This window comes from Streptomyces sp. NBC_00631, from assembly GCF_045206895.1.
In the GTDB taxonomy this organism is placed as follows: domain Bacteria; phylum Actinomycetota; class Actinomycetes; order Streptomycetales; family Streptomycetaceae; genus Streptomyces.
Genome location: NZ_CP107734.1, coordinates 6,651,038 through 6,663,096, shown reverse-complemented (window position 1 = coordinate 6,663,096; position 12,059 = coordinate 6,651,038). Strand labels below are relative to the sequence as shown.

The following is a 12,059-nucleotide window of genomic DNA, read 5'->3' as shown; positions in this document are numbered from 1 at the left end:
CCCATATCTAGAAGGCACCTCGGTCCGCCCGCCGATGATCATCGCGATGATCCCGACGACCGCGACGACGACCTTGCAGACCGTGACGATGGTGTCCCAGTTGTCCTCGAACCAGTGCCCGACGTCCTGCCACCAGTGCCGGTTCGGAATACCGGCATCGGAGGCCTCGTCGATCTTCCGCTTCGCCTCACCCGCCGCGTCGTCCCGCATCTTGCGGGCGTCCTCGGCCATCTTCTTCGCGGCGTCGAGGGCGTTCTGGGCGGTCGTGACGTCCGACTGCGCCTGGGTGTGCGCGGACTTCGCGCTCTGCACGTCCCGGGTGGCGGCCCGGACCTTCCCCTCGTCGGGCTTGTCGGCGTCCGATTTGCTGCCGGTGGGGTCGTCCTTGTACTTGTCGGACTCCTTCGTCGCCCGCGTGACCCAAGAATCGGCCGAGGACAGACGGGACTTGGCGGAGGACAGGTCCGACTGCGCTTCCTTCGCCTTGGCCAGGGCCTTGTCCGCCAGCGCCTGCGCCCGCTCCAGCTTCGGCCAGTAGTCCACGAGGGCGTCGCCGCACATCTCGTACGACTTCTTCAGCTTCTTCAGGTTCTTCGGAACGTCCTTGAACTGTTCCTTGAACACCTCCGCCGACTTGCCCGCCCACTGCAGGAGGGTGTCCTCACCGGCCATGCCCTTGACCAGACGCAGCGCGTCGGAGACGTCGTCGGCGAAGGTGTGCAGCTGCTGAGCGAGGGTGCGGACCCGTTGCGGGTCACCGGGGGTGGGGTCCTGGTCGAGGTCGAGTGGATGCCAGTCCGCCGGTCGATAGCCCGCCATGTCCCCGCAACCCCCGTCGCGTACGCCCCGTCAACACACCTGTGCACACGCGAACTTACTAGGAACGGCCGTTCGAGGTGAAGCCCAACGGGTCAGGCTCACAACGCGATCGGGCGGTAGGCCAGAGCCTGGTCCACCACTTCCTCGGCCGTGAGTTCCGGGTCCGAGTAGTAGATCAAATCGCTTACCCGGGGATGCAGGACACTCTGCTTCAGCCCCTCCAGCAGAGCGTCATGTCCCCGCTCGGGGAGGCGCGCGTCCATGATCTGCTGGACCAGCCGAATGAGTTCGTCACGGGTTTTCGAAGGCACGTAAGCATCCTCTCGGCTCAGCCGAATTGTTCAGCGAAGGCGGCGTCCACACAGGATCCGCCGACCGGCCTCGACCGCGTCCGTGCACCGCAGCCACCAGCACTCCAGCGTGCCGCGCACGGTCGCGTACACCCACCGACGCTTGAACCAGGGCGGCAGGTCCCGGTACGGCACGAAGGTGAGCGTGTCCCTGATCGGGTGCTCCGCGACACCGCCGAGGCCTTCGGCCCGCAGGGCCGCGAACAGCTCCGCGGTCAGCCGGCCGTTGAGGCGAGCCGCGGTGCCCGCCGCGGTGCAGGCGTACCCCCGCTCCCCCTGGTCCGGGAGTTCCATCGCCCTCACGATCCGGGGGGACGCCTCCTCCAACGGGCAGTTGAGAGCCGGCCCGATCACCGCCGTACCGAGATGATCCTCGCCGCGCTCGAACGCGGCGTCCCACTCCGCGGGGTCGGCGAGCCCCAGCAAACCCTCACCGGTCTCCGAGCGCAAAGGGTCAGTCCGCGAACCGGAACGTCGACGTGATCGCGTCGAAGATGTCGAAGAAGGAGTCGGCGAGGTCGAGGACCTGGCTGCTGCCGGCCACCAGGGCGACCTTGCCCTCCTGGCCGGGGACCGGGATGAAGGTCTGCATCAGGACCGCGCGGATCGTGCGGTTGAGGCTGTCCTCGGGGATCGGGATGTCCTCGATGCCGTAGGTGCGGGCGGCGGAGCCGACGCCGGGGATGTCGACGGTCGTCACCTTGCGCCAGGAGTCGCCCTCCCGGTGGGCCTCCTTCGGGGCGAGCTGGGCGGCGATGGCGGCCGGGTCGTTGGAGAGGGGCGCGCCCTCTCGGGTACGGCCGCCGACCAGCGACACCGTGACCGAGCCGGTGATCGGGGTGTCCCCGCCGAAGCTCTCCGCCATGCAGCCGCAGTACATCGCGCCCGACTTCCAGGCGTCCGCCGCGGACTTGCGCAGGAAGCCGACGTACGTGTCCCGGTACTGCGCCAGCTCCGGGTACTGGGCGACGCGTTCGTTCACCATCCGCCGGATCGAGTCGTCCCGCGACTCCGGCCGCACGTCGAACTCCCACCACGACTCCGGCACCTTGATCCGGAAACCGCCGCGCTCGATGGTGAGCGTCTCCATGTAGCGCGCCATGCTGTACGCCACCCCTCCCCCGATGATCTGATATACGGTGCGGCCCAGACTACGAGACGCGCGAACGGGGGACGGTCACGTGGGCAACGGCAAGAGCGATCTCGCCATACCGCTGAGCGAGCTGGAGGACTACGGCCGCAAGCTGCGCTCCATCAAGGAGCGCCTCAACCACACCAAGAAGATGTTCGAGTCCTACAAGGACGACGTCGGCAGCGGCACGGTCTACGACGCCCTCGACGACTTCGAGTCCAACTGGCACGACGGCCGCGAGGACATCACCAAGCAGATCGACTCGCTGGCCGACATGTCCGACACCGTGGTCCGCGAGTTCAAGAAGCTGGACGACGACCTCGCGAAGAAGGCGAAGGACGCGGTACGGCCGGAGGGACAGCAGCAGCCACAGGGTGGTGGCGGGAACAAGGCGGAGTAGTCCGCCGTCGCCGCCGACAGGCTCACGGCATGCCGGACCCCGCACTGCTCATCATCGACATGCAGCGCGCCATGTTGCAGGACGCCCACGACGGCGAGGCCTGTCTGGGCAGGGTCGCCGGCCTCGCGGAGCGGGCCCGCGCGGCCGGGGTGCCGGTCGTCTGCCTGCGCCGGCGGTTCACCGACGGGCCCGCCGAGTGGCTCGAAGTCCATCCGACATCTCGCGGGCGTACCTCACTCGCCGACGGCGGCCGCGTGGGAGAGGAAGGCCGTCCAGGTGGCGGGCGGGAAGGCGAGGTGGGGGCCGCGGGAGGGGGTCGCGGTGTTCTTGGAGTCGCGGACGTGGACGGTGGAGGGACTGATGGCGACTTCGACGCAGGAGTCGCCTTCACTGCCACTGCTGTAGCTGCTCTTGAACCACGTCAGACCGGAGGCGTCCTCGGCCGAGGTCCTGCGGATCATTTCTCCCCCAGCAGTTGTTCGATGAAGGCCGTCGACTCACGTGGCGTGAGCGCCTGCGCCCGGATGATGCCGTACCGCAGTTCAAGGATACGGAGCTGCTTCGCATCGGACACCGGTCGGCCGTTGGCCACTGCAGGCGAACGCCCCACCGCCGAGCCGTCCTCGGACTTCAGCACCTCGATTCCGCCGTCGACTCCGGCGTGCTCCTCACGATCCATCGGCATCACCTGAAGCTCGACGTTCCGCAACTGTCCGGCCTCCAGCAGGTGTTCCAGCTGTTGACGGAGCACCGCCCGCCCACCGAGCGGACGGCGAAGCGTCCACTCCTCCAGAACGAAGCTGAGTTCGGGCGCCGGGTCCCGCTCGAAGACGGTCTTACGGGCCACGCGCGCGGCGATGAACCGCTCCACCTCGTCCCCGGTGTAGGCCGGGCGACGCATCAGGAGCAGCCCGCGCGCGTATTCGGGTGTCTGCAACAACCCGTGGATGTGGAGCGGGTCGTAGAGCTGGAGCTCGACCGCCCTCGCCTCCAGCTGCGCCAGGTCACGCACCTTCTTGGGGTACCGAACCCGCCGCACGTCCTCCTTCATCGCCGAGAGCAGCCCACCCGCCCCCAGCACCTCGTCCGCCCTGTCCAGGTACTCCGGCCGGGGAATCCGCTTCCCGCCTTCGATCTTGTAGACCATGTCCTCCCCGTATCCGACCTCCACCCCGAACTCGGCGGCCCGCATCCCCACCGCCTCCCGCCGCAGCTTCAGCTGCCGCCCGACGGTCGCGATGACCGCGACGCCCCACTCGTCATCGGGATCCACCTCCCAACCCGGCTCGTCCGCCTCGCTCCTGAGCCGCCCCACCGCACCGTCCACGCTCATCCCGCCACCCCTCCGTCGTACGACCGTGCCTCGACGACGCCCTACCCGTACGACCGCGTCCGACAGCCCGGACAGCGCCGGACAAGCAGCGGACAGTGACCGTACGCAACGGCTCCGTCACTGTTCACGGTAGGCACAGGCGGCCACGCTGAGTGACGTGAACCAGGAAATCTCCACCCCCCTCGACTGCCCGATCCGCAACTTCGGCGTGCTGCTGTCGCCCACACGCAGAGGAGCCCGGCTGGCGCGGCTGCTGGCGACCGAGCAACTGCGGTCGTGGGGGCTGCCGTCGGAGGACGCGGCGCACGTCGTCGCGGAACTCGCGGCCAACGCGGCGACGCACGGGCGGACGGCGGGCCGTGGTTTCCGGCTGTTGATGTACGTCGTCGGGAACACGGTCCGCATCGAGGTGACGGACACCTGCGAGGAGCGCCACCCTCGCCTGCAACTCCCCTCCGGGGAGGACGAGAACGGTCGCGGACTGGTGATCGTCGAGGCCCTCGCCGACCGCTGGGGCGTCTCCCTCGGGCCCCGCCCCCGCAAGACCGTCTGGGCCGAACTGACCGTCACGCGGTCCGCCGCGAGACGGTGACGCCCGCCGCCAAGTAGTTAAGGCGCTCGGCGTCTCCTTCAGCGATCCGGTCTCAGCGTCGCCGTTTCCCACGGACCTGACGGAGACCCGCCCCCTGGAACGCCGCGTCGACACCCTCCTCCGTCTCGACACGGTGAAGGACGGCAGCTTCCTGCTCGCCGTGGAGGCCCAGGGAGGGCAGGACGCCGACAAGCCCGCGAGCTGGGCCTACTACCTGGCGTATCTCTACGCCAGGTACAAGATGCCGGCGGTACTGCTGGTCGTCTGCCAGGACAGGCACACGGCCGCCTGGGCGGCACGGCAGGTCAGCCTCGGTCCCCCGCAGTGGCCCACCCTTACCCTGCGCCCGCTCGTCCTGGGCCCGGACACCGTGCCCGTCATCGACACGCCGGAAGCGGCCGCCAAGACATCTCCCTCGCGGTGCTGTCCTCCGCGCTGCACAGCCGTGCCCCGGAGTCCGATGCCATACTGAAAGCACTGGCAGCCGCCCTGAAGGGCCTGCAGGCCGACGACGAAGACACCGCGAGCATCTCCATCGAGCTCACCGAACAAGGCCTGGGCAAGACGCCGGCCGCGGACCTCTGGAGGCACCTCATGGCAGTCGACCTCTCCATCTTCCAGTCCCAGACGGCCCAGGCCCTGCGCGCCGAGGGCCTCTCCGAAGCCCTGCTCGTCGTCCTCAGCGGCCGCGGCATCGAGGTCAGCGAGGAAGCCCGCGACCGCGTCACCACCTGCGACGACCACGACACCCTCACCACGTGGCTGACCCGCGCCGCCACGGCCACCACCACGGCCGAACTCTTCGCAGGCACAGAGGGGTAGGCAGCCCGAGCGAAAGGACGGGTTAATTCCAGGTTATTCGAAATGAACAACCTCAGGAAATGCCGCCCGCAATAACCTGTGCGCTGCCCTTTCCGATCATTTCCAAACCCTGTGACATTTTCTGACCTCGGCTTTACCATCGCCCAATGCGTATTTCCGAGGTCGAAGCCGCCAACGCCCGCATGCTGGCCCACGCACCGTCGGTCAGGCCGGTCGTCACCGGGGACATCATCCGCGTGCACCGCAAGAAGTTCCCGTACCGGGGCTACGTGGAGATCGAGTCGCCGTACTGTCCGCCGTTCGTGATGTTCTGCGTGAACGACGATGCGGTGGCCATGGACACGCTGTGGAACGGCACGTTCGGCTACGAGCCCGGTACGCTCGCCACCTGGTCCCGGCTGGCCGCGCGGAGCACGACGATCGCGGATGTCGGCGCCCACGTCGGCTACTTCTCGATGATCGCCGCGCATACCAATCCGAAGGCGAAGGTGCATTCCTTCGAGCCGGTCGACCAGATCCACGCCCGGCTGTCCGTGAATGTGCGGTCGAACGGCGTCCAGAACGTCAAGCTGTACCAGGCGGGCGTCTCCAGCGAGCCCGGCTGGGCCGACATCAGCGTCCGTTTCTCCGGGAACCTGCTCTCCACCGGCTCGACCCTGGAGGGCGGCGCCGCCCCCGACGCCCAGCAGAAGCGCATCCAACTGCTCACCCTCGACGAGGTGTTCGCCGAGACCAGGCTGGACCTCGTCAAGATCGACGTGGAAGGGCACGAGATGTCGGTGCTCCGCGGCGCCCGGCAGGTGCTGAAGCGCGACCGGCCGACCCTGGTGATGGAGGCCCTGGTCGACGCCTCCCTCGACGACCTCATCGCCGAGTTCGAACCGCTCGGCTACGACGTCCACTGGATCGCCGAGCACGACGGCACCCTGGTGCCCTGGAACGAACCCCGCCCGCCGCACACCCGCAACCTGCTCTTCGCGCCCCAGGCCTGAGCTCCGCCGGACTGAGCTGCACGGCACCGACCGCCCGCCCGGTGCCCCTCGCCTAGAGCCGCCGGCTCTCCAGCGGCCCCAGATACGTCGGCGTCAGCCCGCCGGTGTCGAGTACCAGTCGCTGCACCACCACCGTGGGGTCCACCGACCAGAACGTCAGGCGGTGGGTCCCGGATCGCAGTGTGTGGCGCGTCGCCGTCCGGTTCACGTTGTCGGAGGTGTTGCGGGCCCAGACCGCGTTCAGGAGGCCGTCGTCCGCGCCGGCGGTGATGTCGACGGGCCGGGGCTCCTCGTCGTCGAAGGACAGGGCGTAGCGCAGACCGGTGCCCGTCGGCAGCGCCGGGTTGCGGGGGGACAGGTACGCCCACGCCGTCACCTCGCCGTCCGACACCAGGCTTACCTGGTACTCCAGCCGGGGCCAGGAGTCCGGGGAGTCGCCCCAGCCTCCCGTCACCGGCCACGCCGTCATCCCCGCCCCGGTGCGGCCGATCCCGTCCAGCCGGCGCCATTCGCCGACCGCGCGGTCGTAGTGCTCCGCGTCGATCGCCACATAGCCGCCCGCCTCCACGAACCCCCGCAGCCCACGAGGAGACGGCCGCTCGGCGACGCATCCCACCGTCACCGACTCCCCCGCCCCGCTCACCGTCAGCGTCCCCTCCGCGCGGCCGGCCGGGGCCCGGGACCAGTCCACCCGCACCACCACCCGCACCTGGTCCGCCACCCGGCCACGGGGGCGGTCCACCGTCAGCCAGGGCGCCGACACCGACACCCGGTAGTCGAAGGGCGTACGGCCCCGGTTGAAGATCTCGACGTACTGCTGCGGCCGGGTCTGGTACGGGCTGAACGGCGGCAGGGTCGTGGATCCCTCGTCGGGGTCCACCGACACTCCCAGCCCGGCCGCCTCCGGTACCTCGATCCGCCGTACCGCCGGGAAGAGCACGTCCGGGAGGGCCACGTTGTCCTTCTCCGGTTGCTGCCAGGGCGCGTTGGGGCCGTACCGGTCCACGTCCCCGTAGTCGATGTGCGGCTGGGTCTGGAAGCCCTGCCATTTGCCGCCCGCCACCTGGGTGCTGAAGCGCTCGGCAAGGGCGAGATCGGCCGCCAGGCCCTGTTCCGCCTGCGCCGCCAGGGCGTTCGTCGCGGCCCTGCCCTGGCGGGCGTAGAGCAGGTTCGTGAACTCGGCCTCGCGCAGCGCGTACAGGTTGGCGGTCGCCGTCACCTCGTAGCCGACCAGTTCGAACCACGCGTCCTGGGCCGCCGCCGGCAGCCGGCGGGCGATCCGTGCGGCCTTTCTGCCCAGTTCCCGCCACTCCTGTGTCACCCGCTCCAGCTCACGGTGGCCGAAGGAGAAGGGTGTCTGCTGATCGTCGTAGACCACCTGGCCGGTGTCGGAGAGGGTGATGCGGCGGTTGAGCAGCTCCGGCTTGCGGCGCGCCTGCAACTGGCCGTACCGGGCGAGCAGTTCGGCAATCTCGCGGGCCACCGCCACGCCGAAGTTCTGGCGGGCGTACCTGCGCTCCCACTCCCCCAGCCGGTCGAAGCTCCAGCGGTCCGGGTTCCAGGCGTAGTCGAGGAAGAACTCCGTCGGGAGTTCGTTGCCCTTCAGGTCGCCCACGTTGGCCACCCACAGGCCGTGGTTGCCGTAGGCGTGCGCCTGGTGGAGCTGGTCCCAGACGTTGCGGAGGTTCGCGGTGTCGACCCACTTGTAGTTGCGGCCGGCCCCCACGTAGTCGAAGTGGTAGTAGAGGCCGTATCCGCCGCCGCGCGGCTCCTGCGGGGACGGGTGCTTGCGGATGTTGCCCCAGTTGTCGTCCGTCAGGACCACCGTGACGTCGTCGGGGGCGCGCAGCCCGCGGTCCCAGTAGCGCTGGACCTCCTTGTAGAGGGTCCACACCTGGGGGGTCTCGGCGGCCGGCTTACCGGTCACCTCCTCGATGATCTTCCGTTGGGCCGCGATGATCTCCTGCATCAGTTCGATGCCGTCGCCGTCGGGGAGGCCGGTGTCGCCGTTGCCGCGCATGCCGAGGGTGACCACGCCCTCGAAGCCCTCGTCGACCATGCGCTGGATACCGGCCCGCCAATAGGCCCGGATCGCCTCGGCGTTGCGGAGGTAGGACCACTCGCCCGTGCCTCCGTAGGGGTCGGTGCCGCCGGCCGCGTGGCGGTTCCACTCCTCGATTCCGCGCATCATCGGCGCCTCGTGAGACGTGCCCATGACAACGCCGTAGGCGGACGCCCTGCGGTGGTTCTCCGGGTCGTCCTCCGCGAACGCCCGTCCCCACACCGCCGGCCAGAGGTAGTTGCCCTTCAGGCGCAGCAGCACCTCGAAGACCCGGGCGTAGAAGTCCGCGTTGAAGCCGCCGGGGTAGCCGGGGGCCTTGCCGGGTCCGAAGTACGCCGGGGCCCAGGTGCCGAGCGCCGGGTTCTCGTCGTTGAGGAAGAAGCCGCGGTACTTCACCGCGGGGGTGCCCTGGGTGTGGCGGCCCGGCAGCACCCACACCTCGTCGCGGTGGACCGGCTCCACGTCGTCCCACCAGTGCCAGGGCGAGACGCCGATGCCGTACGAGACGTCGTAGGCCCCGAAGATCGTGCCGCGCGGGTCGCTGCCCGCGATGACGAACGCCTTCTCCACACCGGGCATGGGGTGGTCGACGACCGTCTGGAGCGAGGTCTCCCAACGGCCCCGGATCCCCGTCACGTCCAGCTTGCCGGACGCCACCAGGGCGTCGATCAGCGGGCTGCGGCCGATCGTGCCGACGAGGACCGCTCGGCGGGCGATCGTCGCGGCCGGCCGTACGCCCGTCACCCGCTCGATGTCGTCACGGAGGTCGCCCGCCACCCGGACGACTCCGGGGTGGTCGTCGGCGCTCACCACGACCGGGGCGCCGACCAGCGAGAACGCCCCGCCGGTGAAGGAGATGTACGCGCCGGGGTCGGTCGCCCGCGGCGCGCCGTCGCCCCCGGCCCACGCGACGCCCGACGACAGTACGGGCACGGCGGCCAGCCCCGCCCCCAGGACGGTCCTACGACGCACGGACATGCCTCACCCCTCCACCCGAATTTGGTCAGCGGCATGACAAATAGTGGGGCGAGGGGCCCCTGGGGGGAACGGGTCGTACGCGCCGAATACTTTCGAAGCGGTGCTGTCAGACCGGGCCGGTAGCCTCCGGCCATGACGACCCGTACGACGCCGCCCCGCCCCCTGGACATCACCGCGGTCTTCCCCGAACTGGCCCCGCTCGCCCGCACCGCCGTACGCCTGCATCCCCGCGCCGGTGCGCCCACCGCGGCCGGCAGTTCCGTCGGCGGCCCCCTGCTGTGGCCGGCCGCGGAGCCGTGGCCGACCTGCCCGGAGCATGCCGGTCCCTGGCAGCACGGTGTGGCGCCGGACGATGTCCACGTCGGCCGGCGTGTCCTGCGCGAGGCCTGGGCCCGGCCGCGCGCCGAGGGCGCCGACCTGTTGACCGAGGAGGAGCGCGCGCTGGTCGACCGGGGGACCACGCCGTACCGGGCAGCCCTGGACGGGCCGGTGCCGCTGGTGCCGGTCGCGCAGATACGTGCCGCTGATGTGCCGGCGCTGCCCCGGCCCGAGGGCACGGATCTGCTCCAGGTGCTGTGGTGCGCCTTCGACCATCCCGAGGACGACTACTCGCCGAGGGTCGAGCTGCGCTGGCGCCGGGCCGCCGATGTCGTGACCCCGCTCGCCGCTCCCCCACGGCCCGCCGTCATCGGCAGCGACGACTATCTGCCCGAGCCTTGTGTGCTGCACCCCGAGACCGTCATCGAGTACCCGGCCCCGCACGAGCTGCCCGAGGAGCTGGCGGACCGGATCCACGGGTGGGAGGAGGGCATCGAGGGCGAGGACGAGGAGCCGGAGGTCTGCTATCAGTACGACCTGGCCGTCGCCCCGGGGTGGAAGCTCGGGGGACACGCGCCCTGGAGTTTCTCCGACCCGTTCCCCATGGCCTGCGCCGAGTGCGGCGCCGGGGTGCGGCCCCTGCTCACGATCGACGGCGCCGAGTGGGACGGCGGCAGCGGCAGCTGGGCGCCGGTGGAGGACGCGGGATACACCGGCTACCACTTCCTCGGACCGGCGCTGGAAACGCAGATCACCATCGGGCGCAGCTACAGCCTCCAGGTGTACGTGTGCGAGGCGTCGTACGACCATCCACCCGTGCAGAACATGCAGTGAGTCCCTGCCGAAGCAGCGAAGAGGCCCGTACGACCGAAGTCGTACGGGCCTCCTCAGACCTGTCAGGTCAGCCCTTGCGGGCCGAGATCACTTGTTGATCTTGGTGACCTGGCCGGCGCCGACCGTGCGGCCACCCTCGCGGATGGCGAACTTCAGGCCCTCTTCCATGGCGATGGGCTGGATGAGCTCGACCTTCATCTCAGTGTTGTCGCCCGGCATGACCATCTCGGTGCCCTCGGGGAGGGTCACGACGCCGGTCACGTCCGTGGTACGGAAGTAGAACTGCGGACGGTAGTTGTTGAAGAACGGCGTGTGGCGGCCACCCTCGTCCTTGGAGAGGATGTAGGCCTGCGCCTCGAACTCGGTGTGCGGGGTGACCGAGCCCGGCTTGATGATGACCTGGCCGCGCTCGACGTCCTCGCGCTTGATGCCGCGGAGCAGCAGACCGACGTTCTCACCGGCCTGGCCCTCGTCGAGCAGCTTGCGGAACATCTCGATACCGGTGACCGTGGTGGTGGTCTTCTCGGTCTTGATGCCGATGATGTCGACGGTCTCGTTGACCTTGAGGACGCCACGCTCGATACGGCCGGTGACGACGGTGCCACGACCGGTGATCGTGAAGACGTCCTCGATCGGCATCAGGAACGGCTTGTCGACGTCACGCTCGGGCTGCGGGATGGCCTCGTCGACAGCGGACATCAGGTCCAGGACGGACTGGGTCCACTCGGGGTCGCCCTCCAGCGCCTTCAGCGCGGAGACCTTGACGACCGGCAGGTCGTCGCCCGGGAACTCGTACTCGGAGAGGAGCTCACGGACCTCGAGCTCGACGAGCTCCATGATCTCCTCGTCGTCCACCATGTCGGCCTTGTTCAGGGCGACGACGATGTACGGAACGCCGACCTGGCGGGCCAGGAGCACGTGCTCCTTGGTCTGCGGCATCGGGCCGTCGGTGGCGGCGACCACGAGGATCGCGCCGTCCATCTGCGCGGCACCGGTGATCATGTTCTTGATGTAGTCCGCGTGACCCGGGCAGTCGACGTGCGCGTAGTGACGGGTCTCCGTCTGGTACTCGACGTGCGCGATGGAGATGGTGATACCGCGCTGACGCTCCTCGGGCGCCTTGTCGATGTTGTCGAACGCGGTCGCCTCGTTCAGGTCCGGGTACGCGTCGTGCAGCACCTTGGTAATGGCGGCCGTGAGGGTCGTCTTACCGTGGTCGATGTGACCGATGGTGCCGATGTTGACGTGCGGCTTAGTCCGCTCGAACTTCGCCTTCGCCACTGGGGTCCTCCTGGGAGTGGTTCTGTACGCCTTGATTCGATCGGCGCCAGGTGATCTTTGCTGTTGGGTCCCGGGCCCCGGGTCATCCCGCCACGAATGCGGAGGAACGACCCGTGAGGCTCCAGGGTCAAGCCTAAAGCGTGTAC

The 12,059-nt window shown here is 69.4% G+C and carries 13 protein-coding genes and 2 pseudogenes; 7 read left to right on the top strand and 8 right to left on the bottom strand.

The genetic code is table 11. From position 1 onward, the window contains the following. Positions 1 to 27: 27 nt before the first annotated feature. The 4 genes and pseudogenes from OHB00_RS30680 to OHB00_RS30665 all read right to left on the bottom strand — a co-directional run. A pseudogene (locus OHB00_RS30680) lies at positions 28 to 819 on the bottom strand (putative T7SS-secreted protein); the annotation flags it as partial. A gap of 98 nt (positions 820 to 917) precedes the next feature. Next, positions 918 to 1,130 (bottom strand): bacteriocin immunity protein, encoded by a 213-nt coding sequence (locus OHB00_RS30675; protein WP_406439491.1) that lies wholly within the window; start codon positions 1,128 to 1,130, stop codon positions 918 to 920. 30 nt (positions 1,131 to 1,160) lie between these two features. After that, on the bottom strand, positions 1,161 to 1,619 hold the full coding sequence (locus OHB00_RS30670; RefSeq protein ID WP_406439489.1) for a hypothetical protein: 459 nt from the start codon (positions 1,617 to 1,619) through the stop codon (positions 1,161 to 1,163). Positions 1,620 to 1,623: 4 nt separating this feature from the next. Then, a complete protein-coding gene (locus OHB00_RS30665) occupies positions 1,624 to 2,271 on the bottom strand; it encodes a hypothetical protein (protein WP_406446059.1) in 648 nt (215 codons plus the stop codon). 79 nt (positions 2,272 to 2,350) lie between these two features. Between OHB00_RS30665 and OHB00_RS30660 the strand changes: the two genes are divergently transcribed. Next, positions 2,351 to 2,701, top strand: a complete 351-nt coding sequence (locus OHB00_RS30660; protein WP_352359661.1) for a hypothetical protein — start codon at positions 2,351 to 2,353, stop codon at positions 2,699 to 2,701. Positions 2,702 to 2,730: 29 nt separating this feature from the next. Further along, a pseudogene (locus OHB00_RS30655) lies at positions 2,731 to 2,871 on the top strand (isochorismatase family protein); the annotation flags it as partial. 63 nt (positions 2,872 to 2,934) lie between these two features. Here the strand turns inward: OHB00_RS30655 and OHB00_RS30650 are convergent. Continuing rightward, positions 2,935 to 3,162, bottom strand: coding sequence for a DUF397 domain-containing protein (locus OHB00_RS30650; RefSeq protein WP_406439487.1), 228 nt, complete (start codon positions 3,160 to 3,162; stop codon positions 2,935 to 2,937). Then, the gene (locus tag OHB00_RS30645) at positions 3,159 to 4,034 is read right to left on the bottom strand and encodes a helix-turn-helix domain-containing protein (RefSeq protein ID WP_406439485.1); all 876 of its coding nucleotides are present in this window, start codon (positions 4,032 to 4,034) and stop codon (positions 3,159 to 3,161) included. The genes OHB00_RS30650 and OHB00_RS30645 overlap by 4 nt, the downstream gene beginning before the upstream one ends. A 157-nt stretch (positions 4,035 to 4,191) precedes the next feature. Here OHB00_RS30645 and OHB00_RS30640 point away from each other — a divergent pair, with 157 nt between their 5' ends. From OHB00_RS30640 to OHB00_RS30625, 4 genes are all read left to right on the top strand, one after another. Continuing rightward, positions 4,192 to 4,626, top strand: coding sequence for an ATP-binding protein (locus tag OHB00_RS30640; RefSeq protein ID WP_406439483.1), 435 nt, complete (start codon positions 4,192 to 4,194; stop codon positions 4,624 to 4,626). 133 nt (positions 4,627 to 4,759) lie between these two features. Further along, positions 4,760 to 5,098 (top strand): hypothetical protein, encoded by a 339-nt coding sequence (locus OHB00_RS30635; protein ID WP_406439481.1) that lies wholly within the window; start codon positions 4,760 to 4,762, stop codon positions 5,096 to 5,098. Beyond that, positions 5,047 to 5,448 (top strand): hypothetical protein, encoded by a 402-nt coding sequence (locus tag OHB00_RS30630; RefSeq protein ID WP_406439480.1) that lies wholly within the window; start codon positions 5,047 to 5,049, stop codon positions 5,446 to 5,448. The genes OHB00_RS30635 and OHB00_RS30630 overlap by 52 nt, the downstream gene beginning before the upstream one ends. 146 nt (positions 5,449 to 5,594) lie before the next feature. Further along, a complete protein-coding gene (locus OHB00_RS30625) occupies positions 5,595 to 6,440 on the top strand; it encodes an FkbM family methyltransferase (RefSeq protein WP_406439478.1) in 846 nt (281 codons plus the stop codon). A 52-nt stretch (positions 6,441 to 6,492) separates the two neighbouring features. Here OHB00_RS30625 and OHB00_RS30620 read toward each other — a convergent pair whose 3' ends face one another. Further along, a complete protein-coding gene (locus OHB00_RS30620) occupies positions 6,493 to 9,480 on the bottom strand; it encodes a glycosyl hydrolase 115 family protein (protein ID WP_406439476.1) in 2,988 nt (995 codons plus the stop codon). 132 nt (positions 9,481 to 9,612) lie between these two features. On the opposite strand from OHB00_RS30620, the gene OHB00_RS30615 reads away from it, so the two are divergent. Then, positions 9,613 to 10,632: a hypothetical protein gene (locus tag OHB00_RS30615; RefSeq protein ID WP_406439475.1), complete on the top strand. Its 1,020-nt coding sequence runs from the start codon at positions 9,613 to 9,615 to the stop codon at positions 10,630 to 10,632. Positions 10,633 to 10,719: 87 nt separating this feature from the next. Here the strand turns inward: OHB00_RS30615 and tuf are convergent, their stop codons facing one another. Further along, a complete protein-coding gene (gene tuf / locus OHB00_RS30610; RefSeq protein WP_390968687.1) occupies positions 10,720 to 11,913 on the bottom strand; it encodes an elongation factor Tu in 1,194 nt (397 codons plus the stop codon). Positions 11,914 to 12,059 lie beyond the last annotated feature (146 nt).